Origin of the sequence: Xanthomonas phaseoli pv. dieffenbachiae (genome assembly GCF_008639345.1) — a bacterium.
Lineage (GTDB): Bacteria > Pseudomonadota > Gammaproteobacteria > Xanthomonadales > Xanthomonadaceae > Xanthomonas > Xanthomonas phaseoli.
In genome coordinates this window covers 2,360,452-2,373,834 of sequence record NZ_CP041380.1, presented here as the reverse complement: position 1 = coordinate 2,373,834, position 13,383 = coordinate 2,360,452, and the positions used below count along the sequence as shown (strand labels likewise).

The following is a 13,383-nucleotide window of genomic DNA, read 5'->3' as shown; positions in this document are numbered from 1 at the left end:
AACTTCGGCGGGCGCCGGTGCCGTGACCGTTAGCCGAATTGGTGGCGCTTTTGCAGTGCAGTGGCAGCATACGATTGCATGCTGCGCGATTGCCAGGGCACATGCCGCTGCTCGCCGCAGGCCAATGCAGCCTGCGGCGATGCCACGGCATCGGTCAAGGAATGATGCGCAGCGCCCGCAGGCGGGTAAACAGTTCAAAGAACGAGGCGCGGCTGTCGTAGAAGTCGAGGAAGCCCAGTTCGCGGCTCTTGGTCATGTCGTTGACGCACTCGATCTCGCGGCCCAGGTCGGCATCGGTATGCCACCACGATGCAAGCCGATTGACGTCGGACTCTACCAACGCGTGTTGCGCGGCCACCTCAGCCCACAGGGCAGGTGCGGTTTGACTCATGCGTGGCTCCATCGGTTCCGGCACAGCGGGGCAGGGCGCAGCGTCGAGTTCGAAGAACTTCGCAATCTCGCCCCACATCCAGCGCCAGCGGAACACATCGCCATTGACGGTGTTGAAGGCCTGATTGCGCGCCGCGGGGCTAAGCCCGGCCCAGGCCAGTTGGCGGCCCAGCAGCCCGGCATCGGTGAGGTCGGTGAGGCTGTTCCACTGCGCTTGCGAGCCGGGGAACACGAACGGCTGCCCGGTGTGCTTGCACAGCGATGCATACACCGCCAGCGTCACGCCCATGTTCATGGCGTTGCTGCCGTTGGCCATGCCGATCATGGTGTGCGAGCGATGTACGCTCCAGCCGAAGCCATGCTGCTGCGCATGCGCAAACAGCAGGTCTTCCAGCGTGTAGTAGAAGTTTTCGCCCGGCTGGCGCGGCTCGCTTTCGCGAAACGGCGTTTCGGCCTTGCCGCTTCCGTAATTTTCGAACGCGCCCAGGTAGTGCTTGGTGCCGGTGACCAGCGCCATGTGCTGCAACGGCGCATCGCTGAGCGCATCGCACAGGTGCCGCATCATCGCGCCATTGGCCTGGACGTTCTCGCGCTCGGTATCGCGACGGGTCCAGGTGCAGAAGAACACGTGGGTAATCGGTAGACCACGTAACGCGCTGTTGGTGCTGTCGGCGTCCAGCAAATCCGCTGCGACCGGAATGACACCGTCGTGGGGCAGTGGTCGGCGTGCGAGGCCGTACACGGTCCAGCCGTCGGCGAGCAGCACGTTGGCAAGGTTGTAACCGGAGATGCCGGTCACACCGACGATCAATGCAATGCCTTTACGCATGGGGGAGGCTCCTGAGAAACGTATTTCACCTTAGCGGCGACACCATGAAATCGGGGCGAACGCTGTGCCACAGGGCGTGCTGGGCCGTTGATCCCTCGAGCTGGCGCGGCATGCATCGTCACGCGTGCACGGTTCCACGCACTGCATCAAGTGGTTGCGTGTCGCAGTCCTTCTTTCGTATTTGCAATCAGCGACCGCCGCGGCCGTGTTCTTCCTACCCAGGCTTGGGCAGATCTCCGCTGTGCGCGGAAGGTGTCGCGATCTAAGGTGGAGACGTTGATCGATAGGGTCAGGGATGGCGACCGACAGCATGGAGGTGTCAGCGCACGCAGCGCCGCGGCAGATGGGATCGGCGGTGGCCAGTGCGGCCACGTTATTGCTGGGCGTGGCGGCGTGCGCCTGGTCGCCCATACTGCTTCCGCGCATGGTTTACGTCGTCTGCGTGTGTGTCGCGTTGCTGGGCAGCGGCGTGACGGTGTGGCTGCGCCCGCGCCGGAGTGCGCTATTGCTGGCCGGGGCAGCGACACTCTTCGGATTCGGAACGATGGGGTGGCAGGTAACCGATGCCCTGCAGTCGCAACTGCCCCCGCAGGATGAAACGCGCGATATCACCGTGCGCGGACAGATTGTCGGGCTACCGACCGCCGAGCAACGCCGTACCCGTTTTCAGCTGCGCGTGGACCAGGCGCCGGCGCAGCCGGCGGCACTGCGCGGCAAGCTCCTGCAGCTGGCCTGGTACGACGACTTTGGCGCCGAGCGCATCGGCCCGCGCGCGGCGCTACATGCAGGTGCGCGTTGGCAGCTTCGGCTCAAGCTGCGTGCGCCACGCGGCTTGCGCAATCCCGGAGGCTTCGATGCCGAGCGCCAGGCACTGGCGCAGCGCATCGCTGCGACGGGCTATGTGCGCATGCCTGCAACCGCACGCCAGATCGCGCCGCCGCAAGGCGTGGATGCGTGGCGCGAACGGATGTCGCAACGCATCGCCGGGCGTGTCGGCGGCCCTTCTGCGCCGTACCTGCGGGCGCTCGCGCTTGGAGATACCCGCGGGCTGGACGATACGGCGTGGGCAACGTTGCGCGCGACCGGGCTCAGTCATCTGATCGCCATCTCTGGATTTCATGTCGGGCTGGTCGGGGCATTCTTCGCGCTGCTGGTCGCTGGCATCTGGCGCTGGCAGCCGCGACTGGGCACATTCATGCCGCGTCTGCATGCGGCATCGATTGCCGCGCTGCTCGGCGCTGCGGCCTACGCGCTGTTGGCTGGCCTGGCGCTGCCCACGGTACGCACCGTGTTGATGATTGGGGTGGTGGCCCTCGCCAGGGTGCTGCGGCGACGCGCCTCGACCGCGCATGTCCTCTCGCTCGCCTTGTTGGCGGTGTTGCTGTGGGACCCGCTCAGCGTGCTGGTGGCTGGCTTCTGGCTCAGCTTCGCCGGCGTGGCATGGCTGGTCTGGTGCCTGCCGTCCGACAATCGCGCCATCATGCGCGGCTTCCTGTCTGCGCAGACCGTGGCCACCGTTGGCCTGCTGCCGTTGACGGTCAGCCTGTTCGGGCAGGCGTCGCTGGTCGGGCCATTCGCCAATTTGGTCGCCATTCCGTGGTGGACCTTCGTGGTGGTGCCGCTGTGCCTGTTGGGGACTGCCCTCGAAGCGATCTGCCCAGGTAGCGGCGTGTGGGCATGGCAGCTTGCCGGCTGGTGCTTTGAGCTGACCTGGCCGGGGTTCGTCTGGCTCGGGCAGACCGGGGTCGCGTTGTGGTGGGTGCCCGAGTCCGACGGGGTTGCCCTGATCGCCGCCTTGCTCGGTGCGTTCTGGCTGTTGCTGCCGCGCGCGACGCCGGGTAAATCGTTGGCGGCGCTGCTGTGGTTGCCGCTGCTCTGGCCGGATCGTGAACTGCCCGCCGCAGGCGAGGCGGATGTGCAGGTGCTGGATGTGGGCCAGGGCTTGGCGGTGCTGGTGCGCACGCAACGCCATGCGCTGTTGTTCGATACCGGTCCGGCGGTACGCGACGGGTTCGATGCTGGCGAGCGCGTGGTGCTGCCGGCGTTGCGCGCGCTTGGCGTGCGCCGGCTGGACGCCATCGTGCTCAGCCATGCCGACGCCGATCATGCCGGTGGCTATGCCGCGGTGCGCACGGGACTTCCAGTGGCACGCACGGCTGCGCCACCGGGTGCGCCGCTGGACGTCACCGCGCGTTGTCGCGCCGGGCAGCAGTGGGAGTGGGACGGGGTGCGCTTCCGCTTCCTGCATCCCGACGTGGGCTTTCCTTACCTGCGCAATCAATCCAGCTGCGTGCTGCGGGTCGAGACCGCGTCTGCGAGCGCACTGTTGCCGGGCGATATCGGCGAAGTCGTCGAGCGCCGACTGCTGCGCGGGCACGCCGCGGACCTGCGCGCCGACCTGGTGATCGTCCCGCACCACGGCAGCGCCGACGGCTCGCAAGCCGCCTTCATCGCCGCGACCGGTGCACGCCTGGCGCTGGTCGCGTCCGGTCATGGCAACAGATTCGGCCATCCGCGCGCCGAGGTCGTGCAACGCTGGAAGTCGGGCGGGGCAGAGGTGCTGGACACCGCGCCCAGGCGGGAGCGATCCGGGTTTGGCTCGGTGCCGGAGGCCTGCAACTGCGCGAGCGACGGCGCTGGCAGCCGCGGCTATGGGATGCTGCGGAACGGCGGCGGTCGGCTGCTATCCTATCGGTCAGCGAACAGGCGGCCGCGTTGCCGGAGGAATCAAATCGTGTTGGAGCTGGTCAAGGCAGGCGGTTGGCCGATGGTGCCGTTGCTGTTGCTGGGCGTAATCGCCCTGGCGATCGTGCTGGAGCGTCTGTGGAGCTTGCGCCGCAATGAGGTGACGCCGCCGGGCCTGGGGGAAGAGGTGCGCAATTGGGCCGCGCGCGGCAATCTGGATCCCACCCACATCGAGTCGCTGCGCCGCAATTCGCCGCTGGGCGCCTTGCTGGCCGCCGCGCTGGACGTGCGCGGCCGCCCGCGCGATGTGATTCGCGAACGTATCGAAGACACCGGCCGGCATGTGGTGCATCGCATGGAGCGCTATCTGAACGCGTTGGGCACGATTGCATCGGCCGGGCCGTTGTTGGGTCTGCTTGGTACCGTGGTCGGCATGATCCAGATGTTCTTGGGCATCCTCGATCACGGCGTAGGCGATGTGAATCAGCTCGCCGGCGGCATCGGCAAGGCGCTGGTATGCACTGCCACCGGCATGATCATCGCTGTGCCGGCATTGATGGCACATCGCTTCTTCAAGGGGCGCATCGCCGGTTACATCATCGAAATGGAGCAGGAAGCCACCTTGTTGCTGGACACCATCGATGGCCGAGTCGTGCCTGCAGCCGTCGCGCCGGCCGCAGCGGGCGCCAAGCCCGTCACGGCGAAGGGTTGACGGATGCGCATCGGCAGCGACCGAAGCCAGGACGAGCCGCATATCGACTTGGTGCCATTGATTGACGTCATCCTCGTCCTCATCATCTTTTTCGTGGTGACCACGACCTTCGACGCACGCTCCACGCTGCAATTGCAGTTGCCGACCGCCAGCGACCAGCACACCAGTGCGCCGCCGCGTTCCTTGAGCGTGCTGGTCAATGCCGATGGGCGTTATTTCATCAACGATCAGGAAGTGCTGCGCTCGGATGTGGATTCGCTCAAGCAGACCATTGCCCAGATCGCCGGCGATGACCGCGAACAGACCGTGCTGATGCGCGCCGATGCGCGGACCCCGTACCAGGCCGTGGTGACCGCGCAGGATGCGCTGGGCCAGCTCGGCTTCCGGCGCATTGCCATTGCCACCGCGCCGCCGGCCAGCGCCACCAGTACGACCGGCAAGACAAGCACCAACGGAACCCGCCAGTGACCCTCTCCACCGACCGCCCGGCGCCAGTGTCTTCCTGGCGCACGTACCGTCGCCTGCTGGCATTCGCCAAGCCGTATCGCTTGTTGCTGGTGGCCGCACTGATCGCCGCGTTGATCGAAGCGGCCGGCACCACCGGTTTTCTGGCGTTGATGAAGCCGATCACCGACGAGACCTTCATCTACAAGAACGCCGAGGTCAGCCGCTGGCTGCCGGTGCAGATCATCCTGCTGTTCGTGGTGCGCGGCGTCGCCGGCTACATCACCGACATGGCGATGGGCAAATCCGCACGCAGCATCGCGCGCGATCTGCGTATCAAGGTGATGGCCAAGTATCTGCGATTGCCGGGGTCACGCTTCGATTCGGAGCCGGTGCCGTCGATGCTGATACGCCTGGGCTCGGACTCGGACCAGGTCGCGCAGGCCGCAGTGGATGCGGTCAAGGTCATGATCCAGCAATCGCTGCAGGTGATCGGTGCGCTGGCACTGATGCTGTGGCATAGCTGGCAGGTGACATTGACCATCCTGGTGCTCGCCCCGGTGCTGGCCTGGGTGATGGACAAGGTGGCGCGGCGCTACCGCCGTATCAGCCACAGCATCCAGGAAAGCGGGGCCCAGCTGCTGCAGGCTGCCGACCAGACCTTGTCCAGCCATCAGGAGGTCAAGATCTACGGGGCCCAGCAGACCGAAATGGAGCGCTATGGCGCGCTGGCCAATCGCAACCTGCGGCTGGCAATGAAGGTCGAATCCACCCGCGGCATTTCCACCGCGACGGTGCAGATGATCGGTGCGATCGGCCTGTCGGCATTGCTGTTCGTGGCCGGTGCGCAGGCATTGGCCGGGCGCCTGACGGCCGGCGATTTCGTGGTGCTGATGACGTCGATGCTGACCATCATTCCGGGCCTCAAGCAGCTCACCAATGTGCAGAACATGGTGCAACGCGGCCTGGCATCGGCCGAGCGCCTGTTTTCGGTGCTCGACAGCCCGGACGAGCCGGATCAAGGAACCGTGCCGCTGACGCGTGCCAAGGGCTTGATCGAATTTCGCGATGTCACGGCGCGCTACCCGGGCCAGGTCAATCCGGCGCTGGCCGATGTCAGCTTCGTCGCGCAACCGGGCACTGTCACTGCCATCGTCGGGCGTTCCGGGAGCGGCAAATCCAGTCTGATCAAGCTGATTCCGCGTTTTTACGAAGCCGAGGCAGGCCAGATCCTGCTCGACGGTCATCCGGTGCAGGCGTATGCCCTGGCGGATCTGCGCAGGCAGATTGCGCTGGTGGGCCAGCAGGTGATGTTGTTCGACGGCAGCATTGCCGACAACGTGGCGTTCGGCGAAATGCGCAACGCCGATGCCGGCCAGCTGGAGCGCGCGATCATGGGCGCCAATGCAATGGAATTTGTTGCGCAACTGCCCGAAGGTCTGCAGTCGCATGTCGGCACCAAGGGGGGGCGCCTGTCCGGCGGCCAGCGCCAGCGCCTGGCGATCGCACGCGCCATGCTCAAGGATGCGCCGGTCCTGATTCTGGACGAGGCCACCGCAGCGCTGGACAACGAATCCGAGCGCTTGGTGCAGGACGCCCTGCACAAGCTAATGCCGGACCGCACCACGCTGGTCATCGCCCATCGCCTTTCCACCATCGAGCATGCCGATCAGGTGCTGGTGATGGACCAGGGCCGGATCGTCGAGCGCGGTACGCACCACCAATTGCTGGCGCAGGGCGGCTTGTATTCGCACTTGCACGGCATGCAATTCCGCGAACGCCAGGCATGAGCAAGCGCGGCACCCGCACGCCGGGCTATTGGTACGACAACACGCCGATCCCCTTGCCGGCGCGCATGCTGGCGCCGGTCTACGGCGCTGCGATCGCATTGCGGCGGGCGCTGTATCGCCGCGGTTGGCGTAGGCGCCATGGCGTGCCGGTGCCGGTGATCGTGGTCGGCAATGTCACCGCTGGCGGCACCGGCAAGACGCCGCTGACGATTGCCCTGGTCGCAAAGCTGCAGGAAGCCGGCTGGACGCCTGGCGTTGCCAGCCGCGGCTACGGCCGCGATGACGCCGGTACCGCACGCTGGGTCGAAGCGGATACCCCGGTGGCGCTCGGCGGCGATGAGCCGGTGTTGATCGCCTGGAAGACCGGTGCGCGCGTGCGTGTCGACAGCGACCGGCTCGCTGCTGCACGGGCGCTGGTCGAGGCGGGCTGCGACATCGTGATCTGCGACGACGGGCTGCAGCATTACCGTCTGGCGCGCGATGTCGAAATCGAAGTGGTCGATGGCCAGCGGCGCTACGGCAACGGACGCCTGCTGCCTGCTGGGCCGTTGCGCGAACCGGCGACGCGGGCACGCGATTGCGATTTCCGCGTGGTCAATCTTGGCCAGGCCAGTGCAACTGCCGCACCGCAGGTGCCCGATGATGCCGGTTTCGGCGAGTGGCAGATGCGTTTGAGCATCGACAGCGTGCAGCCGATGGATGGCAAGCGTGCGCAGCCCTTGAGCATGCTTGCCGGGCAGCGCGTGCATGCGGTGGCGGGCATCGCGCATCCGGAACGTTTCTTCGCCATGCTGCGCGCGCGCGGCATTGGCGTGGTGCCGCACGCGTTTCCGGATCATCACGTCTATCGCGCCGCGGATTTCAGCTTCGGAAGCCGCCTGCCGGTGCTGATGACCGAGAAGGACGCGGTGAAATGCCGTCCGTTCGCCGACGAGTGGCTGTACAGCGTGCCACTGAAGGCGGAGCTGCCGGCTGCGTTCTGGGTGAGTCTGCTGGATCGCTTGAACAAATTGGCGAGCCGGTAGGGCGTGTGAGTGCGTCGCCGGCCGTTGTGAGCTTGCAGCTGGACGTCGCTGGCCAACCATCGTGCGCCACGCGTTGAGTACGCTCTTGCGTTTGTGATGGGGCATCCATGCTGCATGAAGTCTCGCAGTGCTTGGGCAACGGTCTACCCTAAGAGCGGTGCGCATGGCTGCAAGCCGCGCATGCAAAGGCGTTCTGAGTGCTGGTCTCGTGCAGCGCAGCGCCGACGACTACCGCGACCCCCGTTCAATCACACATCGGCATCAAACGATTCGGTTCTCTCGTTTCTCCACTTCTCATTGTCTCCAGAGCGCGCACGTATGACACCCACCACGCCTGCCGATTTCGTCGTCGCCATTCCCGCCCGTTACGCCTCCACGCGGCTGCCGGGTAAACCGCTACAACGAATCGGCGATCGCCCGATGATCCAGCATGTGGCCGAGCGTGCGTTGCTGGCGGGTGCGCGCGAGGTGTGGGTGGCCACCGACGACACGCGTATCGCCGCGGCGATCGAGCATCTTCCCGGCGTGCATGTGGCGATGACCGGCGCCGCGCATCTTTCCGGCACCGACCGCCTGGCCGAATGCGCACGCATTGCCGGCTGGGACGAGCAGACCTGCGTGGTCAATCTGCAAGGCGACGAACCGTTTGCGCCGGCTGCAGGTATCCGCGCCGTTGCAGATCTGCTGCAGCATTCCGGTGCCCAGATGGCCACGCTGGCCGCACCGGTGGACAACGCGCACGACCTGTTCGATCCCAACGTGGTGAAGCTGGTGCGCACGGCCGGCGGCGACGCGCTGTATTTCAGCCGTGCGCCGATTCCCTGGCACCGCGACAGCTTCGCCAGCCAGCGCGATAGCGTGCCTGCAGAAGGTCATTGGCTGCGCCACATCGGCATCTACGCCTATCGCGCAGGCTTCCTGCAACGCTTCGCGGCCATGCCGCCCGGCATGCTGGAGCGCATCGAATCGCTGGAACAGCTGCGCGCGATGGAAGCCGGTTATCGCATCGCCGTGGCGGTGACGCCCGAGCCGTTTCCGCCAGGCATCGATACCCCCGACGATCTGGTCCGCGCACAGATGCGTGTAGCTTCGGCATGAAGGTGCTGATCGTCTGCCTGGGCAATATCTGCCGGTCGCCGATGGGCGAGGGCACCTTGCGCGCGCAACTGGACAAGGCGCGGCTGTCGCGGCGCATCGAGGTCGATTCGGCCGGGACCGGCGACTGGCATGCCGGCGATCCGCCGGACCCGCGCGCGATCCGCTGCGCGCGCGGCCATGGCGTGGATATCTCCGGTCTTCGTGCGCGCCAGGTCAAGCACTCGGATTTCGAGCATTTCGATTGGCTGTTGTGCGCAGACGGCAGCAATCTGCGCGATCTGCAGCGGCTCGCCCCGGCGGCGCAGCGCGACAAGCTCGCCTTGTGGCTGCCCTGGGCCGGCATCGACGCGCGCGATGACATCCCCGACCCGTATACCGGCGGCATGGATGACTTCGAGCAGGTATGGCAGCTGGTCGACGCTGCCGCGCGCCTGACCGTGGCCAGACTCACCCGCGGCTAATCGCGCTTGGGCATAATCACCACATGAACGCCCAGCTCACCCAGGAACTGCCGGAATTTCCTACCTGGCTCAATGCCAGGCCCTCCACCTTGCAGGAGCATCGCGGCCGTGCGCTGGTGCTGGCGTTCGTCAACGCCAGCTCGGTGTGGTGCGCCGAACGCCTGGCCGAGCTTGCCCACTGGCAGGCGCGCAGCCCTGGCCGGCTCCAGGTGATCGTGGTGCAGGTGCCGCGTTTCGACAGCGAGCGCCTGCCGCAACGTTCGCTTAAACAACTGCGCGGACACGGCGTGAGTGCGCCGATCCTGCTCGACAAGGATTGGGAAACCTGGCGTCGCTTCGGTATCGAATCCTGGCCCACGCTGGTGCTGCTGGATGCCTACGGCCGCGAGCGGCAGCGCCTGGTGGGCGTCACCGGCGATCTGGACAAGGCGCTGACTGCCCTGTGCGAGGGCCAGCAGCCGCCGTCGGACGCCGACCTCCACGGTGTGGCCGAGCGCGAGCCCGAGCCGCATCTGGCGTTGCGTTTTCCCACCGGCTTGGCCGCGACCGAGGACCGGTTGTATGTCGCCGATACCGGCCACCACCGCGTGCTGGAGTGCACGCACAGCGGACGCGTACTGCGCCAGTTCGGGCATGGCAATGCCGATCTCATCGACGGCGGCGTCGGCGAGGCGGCATTCCGGCGTCCGCAAGGGTTGGCGTTGGAACGCGATCAGTTGTATGTCGCCGATACCGGCAACCATGCGCTGCGTCGTATCAATCTGCGCAGCGGACAGGTGGACACCTTGTGCGGCACCGGTCGCTCCGGCGAGCCGGTCGAAGGCCCCCTGGCGTCGCCCGGTGCCTCTGCGCTGAACTACCCGCAAGGTCTGGCGATCGCCGACAACCAGGTATTGATCGCCATGGCCGGCGATAACCGGATCTGGAGTTATCACCTGGGCCGCGCCGCACTGACCGCGCGCGCAGGCACCGGTGCCCTTGAAACCCGCGACGGCAGCGGCCATCTGGCTGCTTTCGCACAGCCGGCCGGTTTGGCGTCGGTGCAGCAGGTGGCCTATGTCTGCGACGGGCTGGGCTCGTCGATCCGCACCATGCAGTTGCGGGGCGATCTGGTACAGACCTTGGTTGGTGGGCAGGGTACCTGGCAGTTCGGGGATCAGGACGGTCCACGCAGCACGGCGCGCCTGCAGTTCCCACAGGCCATCGCACTGGCGGCCGATTCGCCGCTGCTATGGATCGCCGACACCGGCAATGGCCGCCTGCGCTGCCTGCGCCTGGGCGGCGGTGAATTGACAACGGTCGCGCTGCCGCGTCGTCTGCATGGCCCGGCCGGGCTGGCGGTCACCGCAGATGCGGTCTGGATTGCAGAAACCGATGCGCACGCCATCTTGCGATACGACCTTGCCAGCGGCGCACTGAGTGATGTTTCGATAGACGAATGAGCGTTAGGCCCCAAAACGATTTCGATGGAAAAGCGTTCGCTGCGCAACTGAGCACCGCGCCTGGCGTCTATCGCATGTATGCGGGCGACGACACCTTGCTGTATGTCGGCAAGGCGGGCGCGTTGCGCAAACGTGTGGGCAGCTATTTCAATGGGACGCCGAAGAACGCCCGGTTGACTTCGATGCTGTCGCAGGTCGCGCGCATGGACGTCACCGTCACCCGCAGCGAAGCCGAAGCGCTACTGCTGGAAAATCAGCTGATCAAATCGTTGTCGCCGCGCTACAACGTTTCGTTGCGCGACGACAAGAGCTACCCATACGTGCTGCTGACCCGCGAACAATGGCCCCGTATTGCCTTGCACCGCGGTCCACGCGCGGTACAAGGGCGTTATTTCGGCCCTTACACCGGCGTCACCGGTGTACGCGAAACGCTGAGCCTGATGCACAAGCTGTTCAAGCTGCGCAGTTGCGAGGACAGCGTGTTCCGCAACCGTTCGCGGCCTTGCCTGCAATACCAGATCGGGCGTTGCAGCGGCCCATGCGTGGATTTGGTGGCCGCTCCGGATTACGCCGAATCGGTACGCCGCGCCACCATGTTTCTCGAAGGCAAGAGCGATCAGCTCGGCGAAGAGATCATGCACTCGATGCAGCAGGCCAGCGAGGCACTGGAATTCGAGCGCGCCGCGCGTTTGCGCGATTTGCTCTCCTCGCTGCGCAGCATGCAGAACCGTCAGTACGTCGACGGGCGTGCAGCTGATCTGGACGTGCTGGCCTGCGCCACGCAATCCAGCCAGGCCTGCGTCTTGTTGCTGAGTTTTCGCGACGGCCGCAATCTCGGCACGCGCTCGTTCTTTCCCAAGACCAATGGGGAGGACAGCGCCGACGAAATTCTTGGCGCGTTCGTATCGCAGTACTACGCCGAGCACTCTCCCCCGCGCGAAATCCTGCTCGACCGCGAGATCCCGGAAGCCGAGCTGATCGAAGCCGCGCTCAGTACGGCCGCCGAGCACAAGGTGGCGCTGAAGTGGAACGTGCGCGGCGAGCGTGCCGGCTATCTGCTGCAGGCCACGCGCAATGCGCAGCTGACCCTGGTCACCGAGCTCACCAGCCAGAGCGCGCAGCATGCACGCAGCGAAGCCTTGCGCGAGATGCTTGGACTTGCCGAGCCGGTCAAGCGCGTGGAGTGTTTCGACATCAGTCACACCATGGGCGAGGCGACCGTTGCCTCGTGCGTGGTATTCGACGCCAGTGGCCCGGTGCGTGGCCAGTACCGGCGCTTCAATATTTCCGGCATCACGCCGGGCGACGACTACGCAGCCATGCGGCAGGCGATCGAGCGCCGCTTCCGGCGCGCCGTGGAAGAGAATGGCGTGCTGCCCGATGTGCTGCTGATCGACGGTGGCGCGGGCCAGCTGGCGCAGGCGCAGGCCGCGCTGGCCGATCTTGGGGTCGAAAACGTCTTGCTGGTCGGCGTGGCCAAGGGCGAAGAGCGCCGGGCAGGGCACGAAGCCTTGATCATGGCCGACGGCCGCGAGCTGCGGCCGGGCGCCGCGTCGCCTGCGCTGCAATTCATCCAGCAAGTGCGTGACGAAGCGCACCGCTTTGCAATCACCGGCCACCGCGGTCGCCGCCAGAAGGCGCGCATGACCAGCAAGCTCGAGGATATCCCCGGCATCGGCCCCCGGCGCCGCGCGAGTCTGCTCAAGCACTTCGGCGGCCTGGTCGGGCTCAAGGCCGCTGGCGAGGCCGAGATTGCGCGGGTGGAAGGGGTCAATGCCGCACTTGCCGCGCGAATCTACGCTAACCTGCACGGGCTGGCGCTTCCCGATGCGGCAGGCGAGGCAAGTCCGCAATGAAGTTGACCATCCCCACGTGGCTGACACTGCTGAGGATCGTGATGATCCCGGTGTTGGTCGTGGTGTTCTACCTGCCGTACACGTGGACGAATTTCGCGTCCGCCGGCGTGTTCGCGCTGGCCGCCATCACCGACTGGCTGGATGGCTGGGTCGCGCGGCGTTATCACCAATATTCCGCATTCGGCGCATTTCTGGACCCGGTCGCCGACAAGCTGATGGTCGCCGTGGCGCTGTTCCTGATTGTGCAGGGCCATCCCACGCCGTGGATGGCGTTCTGGGCAGCAGTCATCGTCGGACGCGAGATTGCCGTCTCTGCACTGCGCGAGTGGATGGCCGAAATCGGCCAGCGCGCCAAGGTACGCGTGGCGGCAATCGGCAAGATCAAGACCACCGCACAAATGGTGGCCTTGCTGTGCCTGTTGTATTCGGTCACGCCCGGGCAGATGCCCACGCATGAGATCTGGCTGGGCAATCTGATATTTCGTGCGGGCTACTGGACATTGGCCATTGCCGCCTTGCTGACGCTGTGGTCGGGGTTTCAGTATCTGCAGGCTGCTTGGCCAAGTCTGCGCGCCGACGAAAAAGCAGCGATCAGCAACAAGCCGAAAAAAATCGAAAGCAACAGTTGACAGCTATCCTGTTCGCTGTAGA

The 13,383-nt window shown here is 65.8% G+C and carries 10 protein-coding genes and 1 pseudogene; 10 read left to right on the top strand and 1 reads right to left on the bottom strand.

Translation table 11 applies throughout. From position 1 onward, the window contains the following. Positions 1 to 154: 154 nt before the first annotated feature. Complete coding sequence (locus FLG15_RS10780) at positions 155 to 1,219, bottom strand: SDR family oxidoreductase (protein ID WP_150146089.1); 1,065 nt, start codon at positions 1,217 to 1,219, stop codon at positions 155 to 157. 295 nt (positions 1,220 to 1,514) lie between these two features. Between FLG15_RS10780 and FLG15_RS10775 the strand changes: the two are divergent. From FLG15_RS10775 to pgsA, 10 genes and pseudogenes are all read left to right on the top strand, one after another. Then, positions 1,515 to 4,063: pseudogene (locus FLG15_RS10775) on the top strand (DNA internalization-related competence protein ComEC/Rec2). After that, positions 3,954 to 4,616, top strand: coding sequence for a MotA/TolQ/ExbB proton channel family protein (locus FLG15_RS10770; RefSeq protein ID WP_039574250.1), 663 nt, complete (start codon positions 3,954 to 3,956; stop codon positions 4,614 to 4,616). Before FLG15_RS10775 ends, FLG15_RS10770 begins: the two are co-directional and overlap by 110 nt. Positions 4,617 to 4,619: 3 nt before the next feature. Then, complete coding sequence (locus FLG15_RS10765; protein WP_017156616.1) at positions 4,620 to 5,084, top strand: ExbD/TolR family protein; 465 nt, start codon at positions 4,620 to 4,622, stop codon at positions 5,082 to 5,084. Further along, entirely contained in the window at positions 5,081 to 6,850 is a 1,770-nt protein-coding gene (msbA, locus tag FLG15_RS10760) for a lipid A export permease/ATP-binding protein MsbA (protein WP_057678647.1), read from the top strand. Before FLG15_RS10765 ends, msbA begins: the two co-directional genes overlap by 4 nt. Next, positions 6,847 to 7,875 (top strand): tetraacyldisaccharide 4'-kinase, encoded by a 1,029-nt coding sequence (gene lpxK / locus FLG15_RS10755; protein ID WP_150146086.1) that lies wholly within the window; start codon positions 6,847 to 6,849, stop codon positions 7,873 to 7,875. The genes msbA and lpxK overlap by 4 nt, the downstream gene beginning before the upstream one ends. Before the next feature lie 318 nt (positions 7,876 to 8,193). After that, on the top strand, positions 8,194 to 8,973 hold the full coding sequence (kdsB, locus tag FLG15_RS10750; RefSeq protein ID WP_017156619.1) for a 3-deoxy-manno-octulosonate cytidylyltransferase: 780 nt from the start codon (positions 8,194 to 8,196) through the stop codon (positions 8,971 to 8,973). After that, entirely contained in the window at positions 8,970 to 9,434 is a 465-nt protein-coding gene (locus tag FLG15_RS10745; protein ID WP_057677646.1) for a low molecular weight protein-tyrosine-phosphatase, read from the top strand. The genes kdsB and FLG15_RS10745 overlap by 4 nt, the downstream gene beginning before the upstream one ends. Before the next feature lie 23 nt (positions 9,435 to 9,457). Further along, the gene (locus FLG15_RS10740) at positions 9,458 to 10,876 is read left to right on the top strand and encodes an NHL repeat-containing thioredoxin family protein (protein ID WP_057677645.1); all 1,419 of its coding nucleotides are present in this window, start codon (positions 9,458 to 9,460) and stop codon (positions 10,874 to 10,876) included. Beyond that, the gene (uvrC, locus tag FLG15_RS10735; protein ID WP_150146083.1) at positions 10,873 to 12,732 is read left to right on the top strand and encodes an excinuclease ABC subunit UvrC; all 1,860 of its coding nucleotides are present in this window, start codon (positions 10,873 to 10,875) and stop codon (positions 12,730 to 12,732) included. The genes FLG15_RS10740 and uvrC overlap by 4 nt, the downstream gene beginning before the upstream one ends. Further along, entirely contained in the window at positions 12,729 to 13,361 is a 633-nt protein-coding gene (pgsA, locus tag FLG15_RS10730; RefSeq protein ID WP_005916703.1) for a CDP-diacylglycerol--glycerol-3-phosphate 3-phosphatidyltransferase, read from the top strand. Before uvrC ends, pgsA begins: the two co-directional genes overlap by 4 nt. Positions 13,362 to 13,383 lie beyond the last annotated feature (22 nt).

What these genes read in the sequence shown, in the direction of transcription:
- pgsA (WP_005916703.1), top strand. Translation starts at nt 12,729, where the DNA reads ATGAAGTTGACCATCCCCACGTGGCTGACACTGCTGAGGATCGTGATG.
- uvrC (WP_150146083.1), top strand. Translation starts at nt 10,873, where the DNA reads ATGAGCGTTAGGCCCCAAAACGATTTCGATGGAAAAGCGTTCGCTGCG.
- FLG15_RS10740 (WP_057677645.1), top strand. Translation starts at nt 9,458, where the DNA reads ATGAACGCCCAGCTCACCCAGGAACTGCCGGAATTTCCTACCTGGCTC.
- FLG15_RS10765 (WP_017156616.1), top strand. Translation starts at nt 4,620, where the DNA reads ATGCGCATCGGCAGCGACCGAAGCCAGGACGAGCCGCATATCGACTTG.
- kdsB (WP_017156619.1), top strand. Translation starts at nt 8,194, where the DNA reads ATGACACCCACCACGCCTGCCGATTTCGTCGTCGCCATTCCCGCCCGT.
- FLG15_RS10745 (WP_057677646.1), top strand. Translation starts at nt 8,970, where the DNA reads ATGAAGGTGCTGATCGTCTGCCTGGGCAATATCTGCCGGTCGCCGATG.
- FLG15_RS10780 (WP_150146089.1), bottom strand. Translation starts at nt 1,219, where the DNA reads ATGCGTAAAGGCATTGCATTGATCGTCGGTGTGACCGGCATCTCCGGT.
- lpxK (WP_150146086.1), top strand. Translation starts at nt 6,847, where the DNA reads ATGAGCAAGCGCGGCACCCGCACGCCGGGCTATTGGTACGACAACACG.